This window comes from Paenibacillus spiritus (assembly GCF_008710135.1).
GTDB lineage: Bacteria > Bacillota > Bacilli > Paenibacillales > Paenibacillaceae > Paenibacillus_AQ > Paenibacillus_AQ glufosinatiresistens.
This window is the reverse complement of record NZ_VYKK01000013.1, coordinates 103,926-122,633: the sequence shown is the minus strand read 5'-3', so window position 1 is coordinate 122,633 and position 18,708 is coordinate 103,926. Positions and strand designations below refer to the sequence as shown.

Annotated in this window: 16 protein-coding genes and 9 tRNA genes; 19 read left to right on the top strand and 6 right to left on the bottom strand. The window is 56.3% G+C overall.

Annotated features, from left to right (window positions below; all coding sequences use genetic code 11):
* Positions 1–60 precede the first annotated feature (60 nt).
* The 9 genes from F4V43_RS10615 to F4V43_RS10575 all read left to right on the top strand — a co-directional run bounded on the left by F4V43_RS10615 (position 61) and on the right by F4V43_RS10575 (position 878).
* Positions 61–137 (top strand) — tRNA-Asp (locus tag F4V43_RS10615).
* Between the two features lie 43 nt (positions 138–180).
* Positions 181–256, top strand: a tRNA-His gene (locus F4V43_RS10610).
* Between the two features lie 21 nt (positions 257–277).
* Positions 278–351 (top strand) — tRNA-Gln (locus F4V43_RS10605).
* A gap of 19 nt (positions 352–370) precedes the next feature.
* Positions 371–443: transfer RNA gene (locus tag F4V43_RS10600), tRNA-Lys, on the top strand.
* A gap of 15 nt (positions 444–458) precedes the next feature.
* Positions 459–546: transfer RNA gene (locus tag F4V43_RS10595), tRNA-Leu, on the top strand.
* Positions 547–554: 8 nt separating this feature from the next.
* Positions 555–629: transfer RNA gene (locus F4V43_RS10590), tRNA-Gly, on the top strand.
* A gap of 4 nt (positions 630–633) precedes the next feature.
* A tRNA-Arg gene (locus tag F4V43_RS10585) sits at positions 634–710 on the top strand.
* An 8-nt stretch (positions 711–718) separates the two neighbouring features.
* Positions 719–792 (top strand) — tRNA-Pro (locus tag F4V43_RS10580).
* A gap of 15 nt (positions 793–807) precedes the next feature.
* A tRNA-Gly gene (locus F4V43_RS10575) sits at positions 808–878 on the top strand.
* Between the two features lie 490 nt (positions 879–1,368).
* Here F4V43_RS10575 and katA read toward each other — a convergent pair.
* The gene (gene katA, locus F4V43_RS10570) at positions 1,369–2,823 is read right to left on the bottom strand and encodes a catalase KatA (protein ID WP_150458215.1); all 1,455 of its coding nucleotides are present in this window, start codon (positions 2,821–2,823) and stop codon (positions 1,369–1,371) included.
* A gap of 172 nt (positions 2,824–2,995) precedes the next feature.
* The gene (glgP, locus tag F4V43_RS10565; RefSeq protein WP_150458214.1) at positions 2,996–4,618 is read right to left on the bottom strand and encodes an alpha-glucan family phosphorylase; all 1,623 of its coding nucleotides are present in this window, start codon (positions 4,616–4,618) and stop codon (positions 2,996–2,998) included.
* A gap of 371 nt (positions 4,619–4,989) precedes the next feature.
* Here glgP and aroD point away from each other — a divergent pair, with 371 nt between their 5' ends.
* Positions 4,990–5,829 carry a type I 3-dehydroquinate dehydratase gene (aroD, locus tag F4V43_RS10560; RefSeq protein WP_223879851.1) on the top strand — a complete coding sequence of 280 codons (840 nt, stop codon included), beginning with the start codon at positions 4,990–4,992 and terminating at the stop codon, positions 5,827–5,829.
* Positions 5,830–5,982: 153 nt separating this feature from the next.
* On the opposite strand, the gene F4V43_RS10555 is transcribed toward aroD, so the two are convergent.
* Both F4V43_RS10555 and F4V43_RS10550 read right to left on the bottom strand, forming a co-directional pair.
* Positions 5,983–6,741 (bottom strand): MerR family transcriptional regulator, encoded by a 759-nt coding sequence (locus F4V43_RS10555; RefSeq protein ID WP_150458213.1) that lies wholly within the window; start codon positions 6,739–6,741, stop codon positions 5,983–5,985.
* 123 nt (positions 6,742–6,864) lie between these two features.
* Positions 6,865–7,644: a 3'-5' exonuclease gene (locus tag F4V43_RS10550; RefSeq protein WP_150458212.1), complete on the bottom strand. Its 780-nt coding sequence runs from the start codon at positions 7,642–7,644 to the stop codon at positions 6,865–6,867.
* Between the two features lie 142 nt (positions 7,645–7,786).
* Here F4V43_RS10550 and lepB point away from each other — a divergent pair, with 142 nt between their 5' ends.
* The 6 genes from lepB (at position 7,787) to mqo (ending at position 13,978) form a co-directional block, all read left to right on the top strand.
* On the top strand, positions 7,787–8,263 hold the full coding sequence (lepB, locus tag F4V43_RS10545) for a signal peptidase I (RefSeq protein ID WP_150458211.1): 477 nt from the start codon (positions 7,787–7,789) through the stop codon (positions 8,261–8,263).
* Positions 8,264–8,352: 89 nt separating this feature from the next.
* Complete coding sequence (locus F4V43_RS10540) at positions 8,353–8,856, top strand: CYTH domain-containing protein (RefSeq protein WP_150458210.1); 504 nt, start codon at positions 8,353–8,355, stop codon at positions 8,854–8,856.
* 85 nt (positions 8,857–8,941) lie between these two features.
* Entirely contained in the window at positions 8,942–10,333 is a 1,392-nt protein-coding gene (thrC, locus tag F4V43_RS10535; RefSeq protein ID WP_150458209.1) for a threonine synthase, read from the top strand.
* Positions 10,334–10,425: 92 nt separating this feature from the next.
* Positions 10,426–11,421, top strand: a complete 996-nt coding sequence (locus tag F4V43_RS10530; RefSeq protein WP_150458208.1) for a Gfo/Idh/MocA family protein — start codon at positions 10,426–10,428, stop codon at positions 11,419–11,421.
* A gap of 26 nt (positions 11,422–11,447) precedes the next feature.
* Positions 11,448–12,326 carry a radical SAM/SPASM domain-containing protein gene (locus F4V43_RS10525; RefSeq protein WP_150458220.1) on the top strand — a complete coding sequence of 293 codons (879 nt, stop codon included), beginning with the start codon at positions 11,448–11,450 and terminating at the stop codon, positions 12,324–12,326.
* Positions 12,327–12,430: 104 nt separating this feature from the next.
* On the top strand, positions 12,431–13,978 hold the full coding sequence (gene mqo, locus F4V43_RS10520) for a malate dehydrogenase (quinone) (protein WP_150458207.1): 1,548 nt from the start codon (positions 12,431–12,433) through the stop codon (positions 13,976–13,978).
* 120 nt (positions 13,979–14,098) lie between these two features.
* Here mqo and F4V43_RS10515 read toward each other — a convergent pair whose 3' ends face one another.
* Positions 14,099–14,935 (bottom strand): alpha/beta fold hydrolase, encoded by an 837-nt coding sequence (locus tag F4V43_RS10515; protein WP_150458206.1) that lies wholly within the window; start codon positions 14,933–14,935, stop codon positions 14,099–14,101.
* Positions 14,936–15,119: 184 nt separating this feature from the next.
* Between F4V43_RS10515 and F4V43_RS19855 the strand changes: the two genes are divergently transcribed.
* A complete protein-coding gene (locus tag F4V43_RS19855; protein WP_150458205.1) occupies positions 15,120–15,506 on the top strand; it encodes a collagen-like protein in 387 nt (128 codons plus the stop codon).
* A gap of 48 nt (positions 15,507–15,554) precedes the next feature.
* On the opposite strand, the gene F4V43_RS10505 is transcribed toward F4V43_RS19855, so the two are convergent.
* The gene (locus tag F4V43_RS10505; protein WP_150458204.1) at positions 15,555–16,907 is read right to left on the bottom strand and encodes an MATE family efflux transporter; all 1,353 of its coding nucleotides are present in this window, start codon (positions 16,905–16,907) and stop codon (positions 15,555–15,557) included.
* Between the two features lie 133 nt (positions 16,908–17,040).
* Between F4V43_RS10505 and F4V43_RS10500 the strand changes: the two genes are divergently transcribed.
* Both F4V43_RS10500 and F4V43_RS10495 read left to right on the top strand, forming a co-directional pair.
* Positions 17,041–17,739, top strand: a complete 699-nt coding sequence (locus F4V43_RS10500; protein WP_150458203.1) for a TetR/AcrR family transcriptional regulator — start codon at positions 17,041–17,043, stop codon at positions 17,737–17,739.
* Positions 17,740–17,864: 125 nt separating this feature from the next.
* Positions 17,865–18,635, top strand: a complete 771-nt coding sequence (locus F4V43_RS10495) for a hypothetical protein (RefSeq protein ID WP_150458202.1) — start codon at positions 17,865–17,867, stop codon at positions 18,633–18,635.
* Positions 18,636–18,708 lie beyond the last annotated feature (73 nt).

The window sequence follows — 18,708 nt, the reverse complement described above, 5'->3', positions numbered from 1 at the left end:
CATAACCCGAAGGCCGCAGGTTCAAATCCTGCCCCCGCAATTGATTTACCTTAGCCTCTTGGAACCGTGGTGTAGAGGCCTAACATGCCTGCCTGTCACGCAGGAGATCGCGGGTTCGAATCCCGTCGGTTCCGCCATTTAAATTTTGTTAGGAAAGAAGCAGCACCGATTATCGTTGTGGCGGTCGTGGCGAAGGGGTTAACGCACCGGATTGTGGCTCCGGCACTCGTGGGTTCAAGTCCCATCGATCGCCCCATTTAACTTCTTTTCTGAATGTAGGGGATTCGCCAAGCGGTAAGGCAACGGACTCTGACTCCGTCATCACAGGTTCGAATCCTGTATCCCCTGCCAATTTTATTCTTTGCAGTAAGAGCCATTAGCTCAGTTGGTAGAGCACCTGACTTTTAATCAGGGTGTCGAAGGTTCGAGTCCTTCATGGCTCACTCTTTATCAGATATGCGGTCGTGGCGGAATTGGCAGACGCGCACGGTTCAGGTCCGTGTGGGCTAACCCCCCGTGGAGGTTCGAGTCCTCTCGACCGCACCATCTTTTAAGCGGACGTGGCTCAGCGGTAGAGCATCGCCTTGCCAAGGCGAGGGTCGCGGGTTCGATTCCCGTCGTCCGCTCCATTTTGCGCCCTTAGCTCAGCTGGATAGAGCGTTTGACTACGAATCAAAAGGTCGGGAGTTCGAATCTCTCAGGGCGCGCCATTAAATAACGGGATGTAGCTCAGCTTGGTAGAGCACCTGGTTTGGGACCAGGGGGTCGCATGTTCGAATCGTGTCATCCCGATTTTTAGTTTTATACGCGGGTGTAGTTCAATGGTAGAACTCCAGCCTTCCAAGCTGGTAGCGTGGGTTCGATTCCCATCACCCGCTTAATTGTATAATGAAATCTAGGTGCCTTGCTGAGCAAGGCACCTTTTTGTGTCTGCTGAAGACTCGTATTCGAAGAAGATGCCGTGCAGAGGAACGAACAGGAGTGTGATTTCAAGGAGGAATCAGTCCAAGAGTGCGGGTATGAAAGCTTAAAGAGAGAGTGTAGCCCATAAAGAGCAGCCCATAGAGTGCAGCCCATAGAGAGCAGTTGTGGCTTCTGACTTCGATGGACTACTCTTAGAGAGACTCAAAGGGTGGACAGAAAGGAAAGAGACCAAGGACGGAACAAAAGGATGGGCATAAAAGACAAGCCCAAAAGACAAGCCTAAAAGACAAGCCTAAGAGGATAAATCCCATAGGTTAGATCTATAAGGGCGGATTAATGGGAACAAACTCATATGGACAATTCATAATGGGCATAAACCAATAACTCCTCCGCCATTGAGGCGGAGGAGTTCAAGCAAGACAGAGGGAAGAGGGAAGAAGAGGATTACAAAGACGGAACGGTCAGGCCCAATCCTTCAGCAATACGTGTACCGAATTCGGGATCGGCCTTATAGAAGTGGCCAATCTGGCGGAGCTTAATGTCATCCCGCTCGACCGGTCTCATGGCATCCACAATGTTACGAATCAGTCGGGTGCGTTCTTCAGGACTCAGGAGACGATAAAGGTCGCCGGGTTGGGTGTAGTAGTCATCCTGATCGTAAGGAACACTCTGAGCCATTCCCTGGACCTCGAACGGGGAAATCCGATGTTCGGGCGACTCTTTGGGACCGCCGAAGCTGTTCGGCTCATAGTAGACTGAAGCGCCGCCATTGTCGCCATAAGCCATGGCGCCGTCGCGCTGGTGGTTATGAACCGGGCACTGGGGCCGGTTAATCGGAAGCTGGTTATGGTTAGGGCCGACCCGGTAACGATGAGCATCCGAGTAGGCGAACAAACGGCCCTGAAGCATTTTATCGGGAGAAGCTTCAATGCCTGGCACAAAGGAAGCCGGCGAGAACGTCGCCTGCTCAACTTCGGCAAAGTAATTGACCGGATTGCGGTCCAGCACCATCCGTCCGACCTCAATCAGCGGGTAATCCTTCTGTGACCATACTTTGGTTACATCAAACGGGTCGAACCGGTAGGTATCGGCATCTTCAACCGGCATGATTTGAACGTAGAGTCTCCAGGCCGGGAAGTCTCCGGCTGCAATCGCATTGAAGAGATCCTCGGTATGGTAATCTGGATGCTCGCCGGCAAGGCGGGCCGCTACGTCTACATCCAGATTCTGAACGCCCTGTTCAGTCTTGAAGTGATACTTCACCCAAACGGCCTGGCCCTCGGCATTGACCCACTTGAAGGTGTGGCTGCCGAACCCGTGCATATGGCGAAGTGTAGCCGGAATCCCCCGGTCGGACATCAGAATAGTGACTTGGTGAAGCGACTCGGGCGAGAGCGACCAGAAGTCCCAGACGGCAGTCGGATTCTTGAGATGGGTCTGAGGATGCCGCTTCTGGGTATGAATGAAATCAGGGAATTTGATGGCATCCCGGATAAAGAAGACCGGCGTATTGTTGCCGACCAGATCGTAGTTGCCTTCCTCGGTATAGAACTTGACGGCGAAGCCGCGCGGGTCTCGCACCGTGTCCGCTGAACCGAGCTCGCCGGCCACGGTGGAGAAGCGGATGAACATTGGCGTACGTTTGCCGATATGCGAGAGAAAGGCCGCTTTGGTATAGGCGGTAAGATCATGGGTTACTTCAAAATAACCGTGAGCCCCCGCTCCTTTGGCATGCACGACGCGCTCGGGAATGCGCTCCCGGTTGAAGTGGGCCAACTTCTCCAGCAGATGTACATCCTGAATCAGTGTCGGGCCGCGTGAACCGGCCGTTATGGAATGCTGATTGTCTCCGACAGGAGCGCCCCAGCTGGTAGTCATGCGATCAGAAGAATTCGTCATTATAATCACCTCTATGAATTGATTTTAGATTTAGTATAAGTTCTATAATAACGAATTTTAAGAAGAAAGCAATATCTTTTTATAACAATTATAAATAGGTAACTTATGGAAAATAAAAAACCGTTCCGCGCCCGAAGGCGGCGGAACGGTTGAAGCGGCGGCATAGACCGCTTTATTTGTTGTTGTTGATGTACATCAGATCGTAGTATTCGTCGAGCATACGCTTGGTAGCGAACTCTACGCGGGTCGTCTCGATGCTCTTGCGCATCATTTCGACCCATTTGTTGCGGTTCTCATAGTAAGTCGGCACTACACGGTTCAGCAGGGTATCATAGAGAGCCTTGCTGTCATGCTCGTCCAGTACGGCGAAGTCTGTAGTCTCGAAGCCATCGCCGATCTGCCAGCCGTTCTCGCCGTCGAGGCAAGCTTCCGGCCACCATCCGTCGAGAACGGAACAGTTCAGGACGCCGTTCATGGCAGCCTTCATGCCCGAGGTGCCGCTCGCTTCCAGCGGACGGCGCGGATTGTTGAGCCAGATATCGGAACCGCGGGTCAGCATAGCGCCGATTGTCATGTCGTAGTTCTCGAGGAACACGACGCTCTTCGGATACTTCTTCATCATAGCAACGAGGTTGCTGACGATGCGCTTGCCGGTGTCATCCAGCGGATGCGCTTTGCCGGAGAAGACGATCTGAACTTTGCCGCTCTCGAAGTAAGGCTCAATGATCTCCGGTTTCGAGAAGATCAGGTCGCTGCGCTTGTACGGAGCTGCGCGTCGAGAGAAGCCGATCAGCAGGTTGTCTGCATTCAGCTGTGTGCCGGTGCGCTCTTTGATGAAGTCGATCAGTTCGCCTTTGACTTCAGTATGAGCGGCCCACAGATCGCCGCCGTTCTCGTATGCCTTGGTGATCCGCTCGTCGACCCAAGTCGGCGTGTGGATGGCATTGGTGATGGCAATGATCGGGGAGCGGCCGGCCACTTCTTTCCACATTTTGTTGGAAGTGTCGGCATGCAGCTTGGCAACGCCGTTGGAGATACGGGAGAGGCGCAGACCGGCTACCGTCATGTTGAACGGATCTCCACCGATCCGGACCATCTGGTCGCGGGTCAGACCGTTGAAGGCGCCCATGTACTCCAGGCGGTCGAGCGGATGCTCTTCGTTGCCTTCTTTAATCGGCGTATGCGTTGTGAATACGACTTCTTCGCGGGTGGCCTTCCAAGCTTCTTCGAAGGAGAGGCCGCTGGACATTTTCTCGCGGATCAGTTCGACGGCTGCCAGTGCAGCATGTCCTTCATTGAAGTGGTATACGTCGGCATGAAGACCGAGTGCGCGCAGGGCCTTCACGCCGCCGATGCCGAGCACGATCTCCTGGGCAATACGCTCTTCGCCGAACCAGCCGTACAGCTGTCCGGTAATCCAAGCATCGCTGTTCTCCGGAATGTCCGTATCCAGCAAGTAGAGCGGCACATTGCCGAACTGCTCGGTCTTCCATACTTTGCAGACGACGTTGATCTTGCGGACCTGAACGGTAACCTTCACGCCGGTATCTTCGAGGAAATCATACACATAGTTGTGGTAGCTGTCGTACGGCTTGCCGTTCTCGTCGATCTTCTGGTCGGTGTAACCCTGCTTCCATTTCAGACCGATCGGAATCATCGGAGCGTCGATATCCTTGGCGCCCTTGATGTAGTCCCCGGCCAGAATTCCCAGGCCTCCGGCATACATTTTGAAATCGGAATGCAGGCCGTACTCCATACAGAAATAAGCGACGGTTGGCAATTTCTTCTCACTCACTGATATAAGCCTCCTAATCTTCTTACAAAATTAAAAGTGCAAAATGAAATCCAAGCCATTCTTGGTGCAAACGTTTGCTCAAACATCGGAAGAAATCCGTCTGTAAGCGATTTCGATACTATATTAGCACAAATTGGATAAAGTTCAAGCGATAATTTTGTTACATTTGGGGCTGTGCAGACGAGATTAGGAAAAAACGTTTGCGCAACTGCTGTTTTCAGCCAGGCACTGAGCTGATTTTGCTGGCAATCGGCGGCGATTTGGGGTACGGTAAGGAGCAAAGATAACGGTATGAAGAGCCGGAGAGCAGGCTGTAAAGCTCAAAGCGGCAGCGGCGAGTCAAAGCCGGCAGAGAGGAGCTCGTGAGAAGATTGAAGGAAGAACAAAGAAGGCCGGAGCCGGAGGAACGTGCAGCGTCCACAGAAGGCTTGGTTGAAGGCAAGGAGCATTCTGCTCTTCAGGTTCGCGGGGTGGTGATCGGCGAGGGACAGCCCAAGATCTGTGTATCGCTGACCGAAAAAACGGCCGGACGCCTGCTGGAAGAAGCGGGCGCCGCAGCTGCGCTGGGGCCGGACCTGATCGAATGGCGGGTCGATCACTTTGAGGGCTGTACAAGCGTGGAGGCCGCGTTGTCCGTTCTGGCAGGAATCCGATCCGCCATTGCCGATCTGCCGCTGGTATTCACTTTCCGGTCTCTGCGCGAGGGCGGACAGCGGGAGATTGCGGCCGGGCATTATGCGGCGCTTAACCGGGCGGCGGCCGCAAGCGGACTGGCGGACCTGGTAGATATCGAGCTGTTCAGCGGCGGCGAGGAGACCATTGGAAGTCTGATTGGAGAGATTCGTTCGGCGGGAGCGAAGACGATTGTGTCCAATCATGATTTTGGCGGAACCCCCCCGGCGGAAGAGATGATGCGCCGCCTGGAGCTGGCGCTTCGGCTTGGCGGAGATCTCCCCAAAATCGCGGTTATGCCGCAGGCTCCGCGCGATGTATTGAAGCTGCTGGAGACAACGGTTCTCATGCGGGAGCGCTATCCCGGCCAGCCGGTCATTACGATGTCCATGGCGGGACTGGGCGCCGTTACCCGTATCGCCGGCGAGGTGTTCGGCTCGGCGGTAACGTTCGCGGCGGCAGGAGTCCCTTCCGCTCCGGGCCAGCTTCCGCTGCCGGACGTGCGGCGCACGCTGGAACTGCTGGGCGCAGGGTTATAGCAAGGAGGCGGAGGGTAATTTCGTGCCGGTCGAAGCGACCGTCTGGCGAGCCGGATAGCGCGCAGCCATCCGGACAACAGGATAAGACTCTCTCGGGCACAGGGCAAAGACGCGCAGATAGGAACTGCGCGTCTTTGTCTTAGAAGATCTAACTTACTTCGCCGTATAGACCAGCACGGCATCCCGGAGGAAAGCCGTCATCCCCGGTCGGCGGCTGTCATAGAAGGCGGTGAAACGCTCGTCGTCCGTATACATTCGGACCAGGCCGGCATGCGCTTCTTGGGAGTAGCTGTTCCAATAGAAGCTCAGCCACCGCCGGTGAAGGTCTGCCGCTCTCTGGGCGGCTTCGCCCGACGGGCTGCCCTCATCCATGCCTTCTTCCAGCGCAGCGAACAGCTCGTCCTGCAGCCGCAGGGCAGCGGTATGCTCCTCTTCGGTCCTGTTCAGGACTCGATCATGGGAGCGGTCTACCGCCTGATCCCCGTATTTTTCCCGAATCTCCCTGCCGTAACTCTGTTCATTGTCTTCAACGAGCCGGCGCTTGAACCCTTCAAATCTGTCCTTGTCGCTCATTGCGATTCTCCCTTCGCGATCCGCCAAAGTCCGCTCTACGTTCCCGATCAGCAGATCCAGCTGTTGTCTTCGGTCCAGCAGTCTGGCCCGGTGCTCCCTCAGCGCCTGGACAGCGTCGAACGAAGGCGAGGTTACGATTCGGCTGATGCTGTCCAGGTCGAGTCCCAGTTCGCGGTAGAACAGAATCTGCTGGAGCAGATTCACCTCGCGGGAGCCGTAAATGCGGTACCCGGAGGAGGTGAGTCTTGCCGGACGCAATAGGCCGATTTCGTCGTAATAGCGCAGAGTGCGGGCGCTTACACCCGCAAGTCTGGCCAGCTTCTGTACGGTATACTCCATGGCGACCGCCTCCTCTTGTCTGCAGAATACAGGTTGACGCGGCGTGAAGGTCAAGCGATAAGGCAGAATCCAATGAAAAAAGCCGTCAGCGTGAATGACACTGACGGCTCTCCGGCTTCCGTTCTAGCTCCCCGCGGGGCCGCCCTGCCGGGGATTCTTGTGCATTTCCGCTTCAAAAATGGCCCGCAGCTCGGCTTCTTTTCGCGGGTCGTCCATGGAAACTTTGCCAGTAAAATAATGTTCGGCTACAAGCTCCCAGGTCGGCTGCACTTTCTGGGCCTGAATGGCCTTAATCGCGAGCTTGACCGTCTTGCGTTCCTTGGCGTTGGTGAACGTGTCCACATAGTGCTGTGAGCGCTCAAAATCCAGTTCGCCGAACAGGGCGCGAAATATGTCCGCCGTCATGCGCGCGTCGTCCAGCGCCCGGTGCGCAGAGCCTTCGGGCGAGAGGCCCAGCAGTTCCATGGCGCTCTCGACGCTGACGTCGTTCTTAAGACCGCGGGCCCGGACGAGGCCCTTGAGCAGATCAAAGTAAAGAGCCTCCATCCAGTAAGCCTCATCCAGCTTGTGCATCCGCACATCCTGGATGATCCGTTTCATATCCTCGCCGCCCCAGGTGAGAAAGAGGGTATCGCCCGGGCAGGCGTCCAGCCATTGGCGAAATGCGGCCATGACCTTCGGGAAACGGGGAGCGACGTCGATATCCTCCTGCGGAATCCCGGTTTTTTTGCGAATGAAGGAATTGAGGGTAGAGAAATATATGGGCTTAATGAGGGAAGAAAATTCATCGACAATCTCCAGCGAATCATTCAGCCGCACGGCGCCGATCTCAATGACCTCCATGGGGTGCTCACTGGCGAACTTCCGCCCGTTGAATTCAATGTCCAGTACGATGTAATTCACGCCGCCTGCCTCCGTCTGTGTGAACTGGCGCCCCGCGGCGCCGATTCTTCTATTGTAGCAAAAAACGGAGCGGCGCGTACACTAAAGCCCCTCATGCCGTGATAGAGTATAGGAAAGAATAGAAAAAAGGAGCGTGTCAGAGATGAAGTTCCTGACGATGCTGATGACGGCATTGATTCTGTCTGTGTTCTCGGGTACGGCGGTCTATACGGTAGACGGTTCTTCCATGGAACCGGCTCTTCATGCAGGAGAACGGATCAAGGTGGACAAACGCTACTATAAGAATCACGATGTCCGGCGGGGGGATCTGATTCTGTTCCAGGCAGAAGGAAAGTCTTATATCAAGCGGGTCGTCGGTCTTCCGGGAGAACGCGTCGAAAATCGGGGAGGGACGGTATGGATTGACGGGAAGGTGCTGGAAGAATCTTATCTCGGAGCGCAGGCGCGGGAAACGTATGAAGCGGAGAATACGGATGACCCCAGCGGGAAGTCTTCAACGGGTACGGCCGGCTACTATGTACTGGGCGACAACCGCATGGACAGCCTGGACAGCCGGATGATCGGGCGGATCGCAGATGAGGCCATTCGGGGCAAAGTAACGGGCGGGAGCCTGCATTGACTTCCTCGGGTCCTCCACATACAATGGTTGAATCCGACACATTCGACATTATACGCGCCTTAGCGGCCGGAGAAAGAAGGCAAAGAACAATGGGACAGGAGATTGAACGCAAATTCCTGCTGCCGGAATATCCGCAGCGGCTGATCGACGAAGGGCAGCTTCGGATCGAGAGCCGGGAAGCGATGGAACAGACTTATCTCGCCATCGATGGTCCCCAGGAGCTTCGGGTCCGCAAAATCACTGACCGGGACACCGGGGAGACGGTGTACACCCACACCTTCAAGAACGGGCTCGGCATCAGCAGGGAGGAAGTGGAAGTCTCGATCACGGCAGGCATCTATAAGCAGATGGTAGATGCGGTGCGGGCGGTTCCCCTGCTGAAGGAGCGGCACACGGGCAAATGGGGGGATGTTACGGTCGAGATCGATCTGTACAGCCAGCTGAACCTGATGGTCGTGGAAGTGGAGTTCGGATCGCTGGAGGAAGCGGAGAGCTTCCAGCCGCCCGACTGGTTCGGGACAGACGTCAGCGTGGAGAAGAAATACAGCAACAAGACTGTCTGGAAGGAGCTTCAGCAGGATCTCCGCCGCTGAACAGATCACTGAACGGATTTTGCGGACTTTAGTGCACAAACGTGTTAATATAGGGGTTAAAAAGTGGCTAATCGGGGGGATAAGCGTGGAATATATCAGCACTAGAGGCAACGTGAAGGGAATCGGCTTCATCGATACGGTCCTTATGGGGCTCGCGGATGACGGAGGGCTGCTCGTTCCGGCGGAGATTCCGGCTGTGGACGCGGAGACACTGGAAGAATGGCGTTCTTTGTCCTTTCAGGAATTGTTCCTGAAGATATTCTCCTTATATACGAACGGTGAAATTCCGGAAGAGGATCTGAAAGAACTGGTGAACCGGAGCTATGCGTCGTTCCGCGATCCGCAGGTGGCGCCGCTGCGCCGTATCGACGATTCCCTGTATGTGCTGGAGCTGTTCCACGGGCCTACCTTTGCGTTCAAGGACGTCGCGCTGCAATTCATCGGCGAGCTGTATTCCTATATCTCCCGCACCCGCGGCGAAATTATCCATATTCTCGGCGCGACCTCCGGCGACACCGGAGCGGCGGCGATTGCCGGCGTACGCGGCAAAGAAGGCATCAAGATCTGCATTTTGCACCCGAACGGCAAGGTCAGCAAGGTGCAGGAGCTCCAGATGACGACCGTGGACGACGCCAATGTGCTGAACCTGTCCGTCCAAGGCAATTTCGACGATTGCCAGCGGATCATCAAGGAGCTGTTCGGCGATTTGGAATTCAAGGCCAAATACCACCTTCGGGCCATCAACTCGATCAATTTCGTCCGCATTCTGGCGCAGACGGTGTATTACTTCCACGCCTTCCTGCAGCTGCCCGAAGAGGCGAAGGGACGCACGGTCAACATCAGCGTGCCTTCGGGCAACTTCGGGAACATCTTCTCGGGTTATCTGGCCAAGAAGATGGGGCTGCCGATCGGCAAGCTGATTATTGCCACGAACGAGAACAATATTCTGGAGCGGTTCGTGAAGACCGGCGAGTACAAGCCGGGGGAATTCGCCCAGACGCACAGCCCGTCGATGGACATTCAGGTGGCGAGCAACTTCGAGCGCTACTTGTATTATCTGCTGAATGAAGACGGCGCGGCGGTAGCGGAACGCATGAAGGAGCTTCAGACCGAAGGCCGGATTGCAGCGGAAGGCGAGGAGCTTCGGCGGGTACAGGCCGACTTTGCGGCGCTTGGCGTCACGAACGGGGATTGTCTGGAGACGATCGCGAAGTACAGCCGGGAGAAAGGCTATCTGCTCGATCCGCATACGGCCTGCGGCGTAGCCGCCTACGAGGCCCATAACGGAGCCGGGGAGATCGGCATTACTTTCGCAACGGCGCATCCGGCGAAGTTCGACGAAGCGATCTCGCTGCTGGATATCCGCCAGGAATTCCCGGCGCCGATATCCGCTCTGTCCGAGCTGCCGCAGGTGCAGACGATAGTGGACAATGACAAAGCCGAGGTTACGGCCCGGCTGATCGAATTTTTTGGATAACGAGAGGATAACCATAGCAGAAACGGTGCCGCCGCAGAGAGCGTTCGCCGTTTCTTTCTGTGTGAAGATACCAGATAAAGAGGGAGAGTCTTATGAGAATTCGATTCGGAGTCATCGGGACCAACTGGATATCGGACCGGTTCGTGCAGTCTGCGCTGGAGAATGAAGAGTTCGTGCTCTCGGCCGTATATTCGCGAAGCGAGGAGAAGGGCCGGGATTTCGCGGAGAAGTATGCGGGCGCTTCGATCTATACGGATCTTGCGGATATGGCGGCGAGCCCCGAGGTGGATGCCGTTTATATTGCAAGCCCCAATTCGCTGCATGCGCAGCAGGCCATTCTCTGCATGAACCACGGCAAGCATGTGCTGTGCGAGAAGCCGGCGGCTTCCAACAGCGATGAGCTGCGGGCGATGATTGAAGCGGCAGAGCGCAGCGGCGTAACGTTCATGGAGGCGATGAAGTCTACCCTGATGCCGAACTTCGGCGTCGTGAAGGACAACCTCTACAAGCTGGGCCGGATTCGCCGCTACTGTGCAAGCTACGGCCAGTATTCGTCCCGTTACGATGCCTATCTTCAGGGCAATGTGATGAATGCCTTCAGACCGGAGTTCTCCAACGGTGCGCTGATGGATCTGGGCATATACTGCCTGTATCCGATGGCGGTTCTGTTCGGGCGTCCGGATACAGTCAAGGCTGTCGGCGTTATGCTCGGGTCAGGGGTGGACGGCGAGGGAAGCATTCTTATGGGGTACCCGGATATGGATGCGGTCGTGTCGTATTCCAAAATCACGGATTCCTACCTTCCCGCTGAAATCCAGGGCGAGAACGGAACGATGGTGATCGACAAGATCAACCAGCCGTATGAGGTCAAGATCCGTTACCGCGACGGCAGCACCGAGGTGCTGTCCCATCCGCAGACGTTCGAGCCGATGTATTATGAAATTCAGGAATTCATCCGGCTGATCCGTCAAGGCGAGCGGCAGAGCGCGGTCAATTCGCATGCCTGTTCGCTGGTGGTATCGGAGATTATGGAGGAAGCGCGGAAGCAGATCGGCCTGAAATACGCGGCGGACCGGTGGGCGGAATGATCCGCCAAGCGATGCCGGGAACGGCGATGCGCAAGACCTTCAAGAAGGTTTATATCGAGATTACCAGCGTCTGCAATCTGGCATGCAGCTTCTGCCCGCAGACGGAGCGGCAGGCCAAGTTTATCGGCACCGAACAGTTCGCTTCCATACTGGATCAGATTCGGCCGCATACGTCGCATATCTACCTGCATGTCAAAGGAGAGCCGCTGCTGCATCCCCGCCTGCATGAACTGCTGGATCTGGCGCATGCCAAAGGGTTCAAGGTGAACATAACGACCAACGGAACGCTGATCGTCAAGAATGCGGACAAGCTGCTCGGCAAGCCGGCCCTCCGGCAGATGAACTTCTCGCTGCACAGCTTCGACGGACACGCCGGGTCGGAGAATCGGGAGGGGTACCTGCGGACCGTTATTGATTTTGCGAAGACGGCTGCGGACCAGGGCGTTCTCATCTCCTTCCGCCTCTGGAACCTGACGCCGGACAATCTGACGAACCGGCAGCGTCAGCGCAACCGCGCTACGCTGGAGGTGCTGGAGCAGGCGTTCGGACTGGATTACCGGATTGAGGAGAGAGTCGCTCCCGGAAGCGGGGTGCGCATTGCCGAGCGGATTTATCTGAATCAGGACCATGAATTCCGCTGGCCGAGCCTGACGGCTCCGGAAGACGACGGACACGGCTTCTGCCATGCCCTGCGCAGCCAGGCGGCGATTCTGGTCGATGGCACCGTCGTTCCCTGCTGTCTGGACGGCGAGGGTGTCCTGAATCTCGGCAATGTCCATGAGCAGCCGTTCTCGGAGATTGTGGAGAGCGAGCGGGCCAACCGGCTGGTTGACGGGTTCTCCCGGCGGGAAGCGGTGGAGGAACTGTGCCGCAAATGCGGATACCGGCAGCGGTTCGGCTCCTAGACAGGCCGGATAGACTATTTTTTAGATAAATATTAAAATTTGCCTTCGGTAGTGATACACTAGACACAAGACAATGATCCAATAAAAGGCGAGGGACGGTAAACATGAGCGATCGATTGACACAGACGGATGTGATTCTGATTGGTGCCGGGATCATGAGTGCAACGCTGGGATCACTGCTGAAGGAACTGGTTCCGGAATGGACAATTACGGTGTATGAGCGGCGCGGCGGCGCCGGCGAAGAGAGCTCCAACGAGTGGAACAATGCCGGAACGGGACACTCTTCCCTCTGCGAGCTGAACTACACGACGGAGCGGCCCGACGGAACGATGGACATCAGCAAGGCTGTCAAGGTGAACGAGGAGTTCCAATACTCCAGGCAATACTGGTCTTATCTGGTGAATCGTAAGCGTATTCAAAATCCGCGGGACTTCATCGCTCCCGTTCCCCATATGAGCTTCGTACAGGGAGCGGAGGATGTGGCTTTCCTGAAAAAACGGTACGAGGCCCTGTCGCGCAATCCGCTGTTCCAGGGCATGGAGTATTCCGACGATCCGTCCCGGCTCGCCGAGTGGATGCCGCTCATGATGAAAGACCGGACCGCGGATCAGCCGATTGCGGCGACCCGCATTGACGCAGGGACAGACGTCAACTTCGGGGCTCTGACGCGGATGCTGTTCGACGATCTCCAGAGTCAGGGAGTGGACATTCGCTATTATCGCCACGTGGAGGACGTGAAGCGGACGCCGGACGGCTCTTGGGAGCTGAAGATCCGGGATACCGGCAGCGGCGCTGTGGAACGCCACCGGGCGAAGTTCGTCTTCATCGGGGGCGGAGGCGGCAGTCTTCATCTCCTGCAGAAATCGGGCATTCCCGAAGGCAAGGGCATCGGAGGATTCCCGGTCAGCGGGCTGTTCATGGTGTGCGAACGGCCGGAAGTAGTGGCGCAGCACCGGGCCAAAGTGTACGGCAAAGCCGCGCTCGGCGCTCCGCCGATGTCGGTGCCGCATCTCGATACCCGGGTCATTGCAGGCAAGGAGTCGCTGTTCTTCGGTCCGTTCGCGGGCTTCACGCCGAAGTTTCTGAAGTTCGGTTCGATGCTGGATCTGATTACCTCCGTCAAACCGGGTAATCTGACCACCATGCTGGCGGCCGGAGCCAAGAACATGGGTCTTACCAAGTATCTGATCGGCCAGGTTCTTCTGTCCAAGGAGCAGCGCATGGAAGCGCTGCGGGAGTTCGTACCGAATGCGAAGAGCGACGATTGGCGGCTCGTTGTGGCGGGCCAGCGCGTGCAGATCATTAAGGATACGGCGCAGGGCAAGGGGACGCTGCAGTTCGGCACAGAGGTCATCAGCGCGGCGGACGGCTCGATTGCGGCGCTTCTGGGCGCCTCCCCGGGCGCTTCGACGGCCGTCTACGTCATGCTGGAAGTGCTGCGCCGGTGCTTCCCCGAGCGGATGGAGGTCTGGGAACCGAAGCTCAGAGAGATGATTCCGGCTTACGGCATCTCGCTCCTGGAGCATCCGGAGCTGTTGCGCGAGATGCAGGCGGCCACGGCGCATTCGCTGGGCCTCGCCGGCGAAGCTTCAGAGGCGGCGGACCCGGCCCGCGAAGCAGTGCCGCTAGGGAAGAAGGCGGCGACTCTGTAGGAGCTTACGGGCTCGGAAACGGCATCTATTCTTATCCTTATTTAAAAAGCGGACGACAAAGCAGCCAGACCTTCCGGACAGGAGGGTCTGGCTGCTTGTCTGCATGGCTGCCGGGACGGATTAACTCTGGAGGAACCGGATCAGGGCCTCGTTGAATTCAGCGGCATGGGTCGCATTGAAGCCGTGGGGCCCTCCCTTGACCACTTCGAGTTGACTGCCCGGGATGGCTTCATGGGTAAGGGCGCCGCTGACCTCCAAGGGGACAATGACATCCGAATCGCCATGAAGAATAAGGGTCGGCACCGTGATTTTGGCCAAATCCTTGCGGAAATCGGTAAGGCCGAAAGCGGCAATGCAGTCCAGGGTGCCTTTGGGCGAAGCGAAAGCGGCGATATCCCGATTATACAGGCGGAAGGGCTCACTGACTAATGAGGTCTTGCCGTCTGCTGCAAAAAAGGTCGTGGTAAATGAATCGATGAAGGCCAGGCGGTCTTCGGTAACCTCGGTCTGGAAATCTTGGATGGTGGCATCGTCCATTCCGCCTTCGGGATGCTCTGCAGATTTATAGAGATAAGGGGGTACCGCACCGGCAAAGACAGCCTTCAAGACCCGTTCGGTTCCATAGCTGCCGATATAGCGGGCCACTTCTCCTCCGCCCATAGAGAAGCCAACCAGGGTCACCTCCCGCAGATTCAAATGAAGCAGCAGCTGATGCAGATCGGCTGCGAGCGTATCGTAGTCGTAACCGTTCCAAGGCTGTGAAGACTGGCCGAACCCCCGGCGGTCATACGTAATCACCCGGAACCCGGCTTTTGTGAGCGCGGGCACCTGCTTCTCCCAGGAGCGTCCGCTGAGCGGCCAGCCGTGAATCAAGACGACAGGTTTTCCGCTGCCATGATCCTCATAATAGAGCTCGATTGGAGCGCCATTCTCCGTACCTACCTGCACTCTTGCCAAATCTCATCGCCTCCGTTAAGGAATGTAATTTGTTGGAATTTTTATATGATGAATTTTAATAGGTGGAAGGGTCGGTGTCAAACCAGGAGAAGATGATCCATACAGATCGCTGTTCCGCCCAAGCGCCCGCTCCGCGAATGCATAGGATAATTGTGCCTACTTCGTTTGAAAGGAGCGATTGCAGATGGGGTTTTTCCCAACGCCGGGAATCGGCGGAGGATTTCCAGGAGGACCAGGAGGACCAAGCGGACCGGGGGGACCAGGAGGGCCGGGAGGAGCGGGAGGATTTCCGGGAACTCCGGGCGGAGCGCCGGGAGGCGTTCAGGCTCCGACAGCTCCGCCGCCGCAATTCATCCCGCAGATGTCGGCAACCGCTTTTGCCGTCGACCTAGGCGGAATCAGACGTTGCCTGTTCCGTAACACTTACATTTGGCTGAACAATGGCGAGCAATTCTGGTTCTATCCCGTATTCGTCGGACGCACTTCGGTTGCAGGGTTCAGATGGTTCGGCTTCTTCTGGGGGTATTTTGGCATTGATTTGAATCGGATCAGCTCATTCACCTGTTTCTAAGACGACCAAAAAAGAGAACAGCCTGAGCTGTTCTCTTTTTGCTGCGATTTATTGAACCAACGTATCCAGCTCCGGCTGCAGCTTATGACGTAATGCATACAGCATGAGGGCGCCGGTCAGGAAGGCAACGGCATCTGCGATGACGAGCGACCAGACCACGCCATGGAATCCGTTCAGGCGATTGGCGAAGAACAGGACCGGAATCAGGGTGACGCCCTGAATGATCGACATGATGAAAGCGGCGGTGCCCTGCGCGGTCGCCTGGAAGATTCCGGTGAACAAGGTGGTCGTTCCGGAGATGAACAGGGACAGGAAGGTCACATGCAGGATGTAGCTGCCCACTGCAATCAGCTGGGGGTCATTGGAGAACAGGCCAATCAGGTGGTCCGAGATCAGATAGACGAGCAGCCCGAATACGGCGGCCAAGGCGGCGATGGCCTGAACGGTGAAGCCGATGGTGCGTCTCATGCGCAGCTTGTTGGCGGTGAAGGTAAAGGCGATCAAGGGCACCACGCCCTCGCAGAGTCCCATGAGGATGAATTCGGGAAATTGCAGCAGCCGCGAAGAGATCCCGTAGGCGGCAACCGCCTGATCGCCGTACTCGACGAGGAAATGATTAAAGATGAGCGACATGGCGCCCAGGAAGATGCTCATGATAAAGACGGGAATGCCGACCTTCAGCACATTGCCAAGCAGCTCGCGGGTCACTTTGAGCCGGCGGGCGGAGATCGTCAGGAAGGAGCTTTTGACTCCCATATGGAAGGCGAAGAAGAGACTCGCCGCCAGGTTGGCGAGGACGGTAGCCGAAGCAACTCCGATTACGCCTCCATGAAACACGAAGATGACGAGGGCATCGAGCAGAATGTTGACGGCCACACTGAGGATCATCCCGACCATGGAAGTGAGGGCTGCACCTTCTGCGCGTACTACATTCTCCAATGTGAAGAACAGAACGACGCAAGGGGAACCGATCAGCATAACCGTAACATAATCTTTGGTGAACCCGAAGGAATCGGGCGTTGCGCCCAATGCGTTGACAATGGGGTGGATGAGGGGCAGCCCGGCTGCCATAACGATCAGACCGAGAACGAGACTGCTGTAGAAGGCGAAGGCAGATACCTGCTTGACCTCTTCATATTTCTTCTCGCCCAGCAGCCTGGAAATATAGGTGCCGCTGCCCATGCCGATCAGATTGCCGAGCGCCATAATGACGGCGAACAAGGGAAGGGTCAAGGCAAGGGCGGTCAAGACGGCGGTATTGTTCAGCGTGCCGAGAAAGTAGGCATTCAGGATGGAGTAGATTACACTCATTGAGGTGCCGAGCATCATCGGCACAGCGAAATGAGCGACAGCTTTGGCGACAGGCGCTTGTTCAAAATAATACAGGTTCTCTGTGTCCATAGAGGTCACCGCTTTCTTCACATTTTTCAATCTAACGGTGTTAGATTGAACCTTACAGTGTTAGATGATATCATGAAGGTACGAACCTGTAAAGCACAAACTTACACTGTTAGATAAAAGGGCGGGTTGATGGATGAAGAAACAACAGCCGCAAATTTCAGAAGACCGAATATTGGAAGCGTCCTGGGAACTGCTGGGGGAGGACGGAATCGAGAAATTCAGCATGAGGCGGCTGGCCGAAAGGCTTGGCATCCAGGCGCCGTCGCTGTACTGGTACTTCAAGAGCAAGCAGAAGCTCTACCAGCGTCTGGCCAATCAGATTTCCGGAATCGTTCTGGAGGAATTCCGCGCCGAGGGGGGCTGGAAGGAGCAGTTATCGGAAATGGCACTGACGATTCGGCGCGTGCTCAGCCGCTATCCTTGCTCCACGCAGCTCATGATGATGGCGCTGCCGCATGAACCGGATATTATCCGCTTCACCAACCGGATGCTGCTCTGCGTGGAACCGACGCCGCTTGGGCAGGAGCAGCAAATCCAGGTAGTTACTACGCTGATCAATTACGTCTACAACTTTGTTCTGGACCATGAGCAGCATGAGCGCAGCGTCTCCGCTCTTGTGAGCGAGGGAAAAGTGCTTCCGGGCGAGGATATGATCCGTCTTATGGATTCCATGAGCGAAGCGGAGGCAGGAATGTTCCGGACGATGTTCAAAAGCGGCCTGTTCGAGCTGATGGGCTCCGACCATGCCTTTGAATTCGGACTGAAGCTGATCCTGCTTGGAACCGAGCAGGTCATCCGGGAGCAGGCGAAGCAGCAGCCCGGCGGCTCTTGACATCCCTGTACATCTCCGATAACCTGTAGCTAATTCAAAGGCAATGCAACCGAAAGGTTCAACCTCGGCAGGATAGAGGTTGAACCTTTTTTGCGTGGACCCTAAGCAGGAGGGAGAAGACAAGAATGGCGACGAAAAAGCAGCTTTTGAGAAGACTGGATGAAATCGGGGCGTCCCTGGAACGCAGAGGAGATGCTCTGCTGCTGCTGGGGGTCGGATCGGTCGGAACCGAGCTGGAACGGATCGACGAGTACTCCGATCTGGACTTCTTCGTACTCGTAGAACCGGGAGCGAAGGAGGCTTATCTGGAGTGTCTCGACTGGCTGGAGGAAGTATATCCGCTGGCATATCAGTTCCGCAACACCGATGCCGGGCACAAGATTCTGTTCGAGGACGGAATTTATGGGGAATATGCGATCTTTGAAGAAGAGGAGTTCAAGCAGGCGAAGTATAAGGGAGGCCGAATCGTCTGGATTAAGCAGGGGTACACGAACCAGGGCATTGGAGAAGAGGGCGGCTCGGTTAAGGCCGAACGGAGACAGAGTCTCGACTTTCCGCTGAATGAAGCCCTGACGAACCTGTATGTCGGATTGGGCCGATATGCCCGGGGAGAGAAGCTCTCCGCGGCCCGGTTCGTCCAGAGCTACGCCTTGGACAGCATTCTGTCCGTTCTGCATTTGCTGGAGACGGAAGAGCCGTATTTCCGGGATGTGTTCGGGGAGGAAAGGCGGATGGAGAAACGGTACCCCCATTTTGCGGAACGGGTAGGCGATATGATGCTGGGGTATGAGCGGACGCCGGAATCGGCGCTCCAGATTCTTCGCTATCTGGAAGAGGTCTATCCGGTCAACCCGAGAATGAGCGCAGAGATCCGGAAGCTGGCTCAAGGGTTATAACCTGCCGGATTCCGCCAAAAGAATAAAAAGCGGCCGTCCGGGGGAGTGTTCCCGGACGGCCGTTTGCGGATTG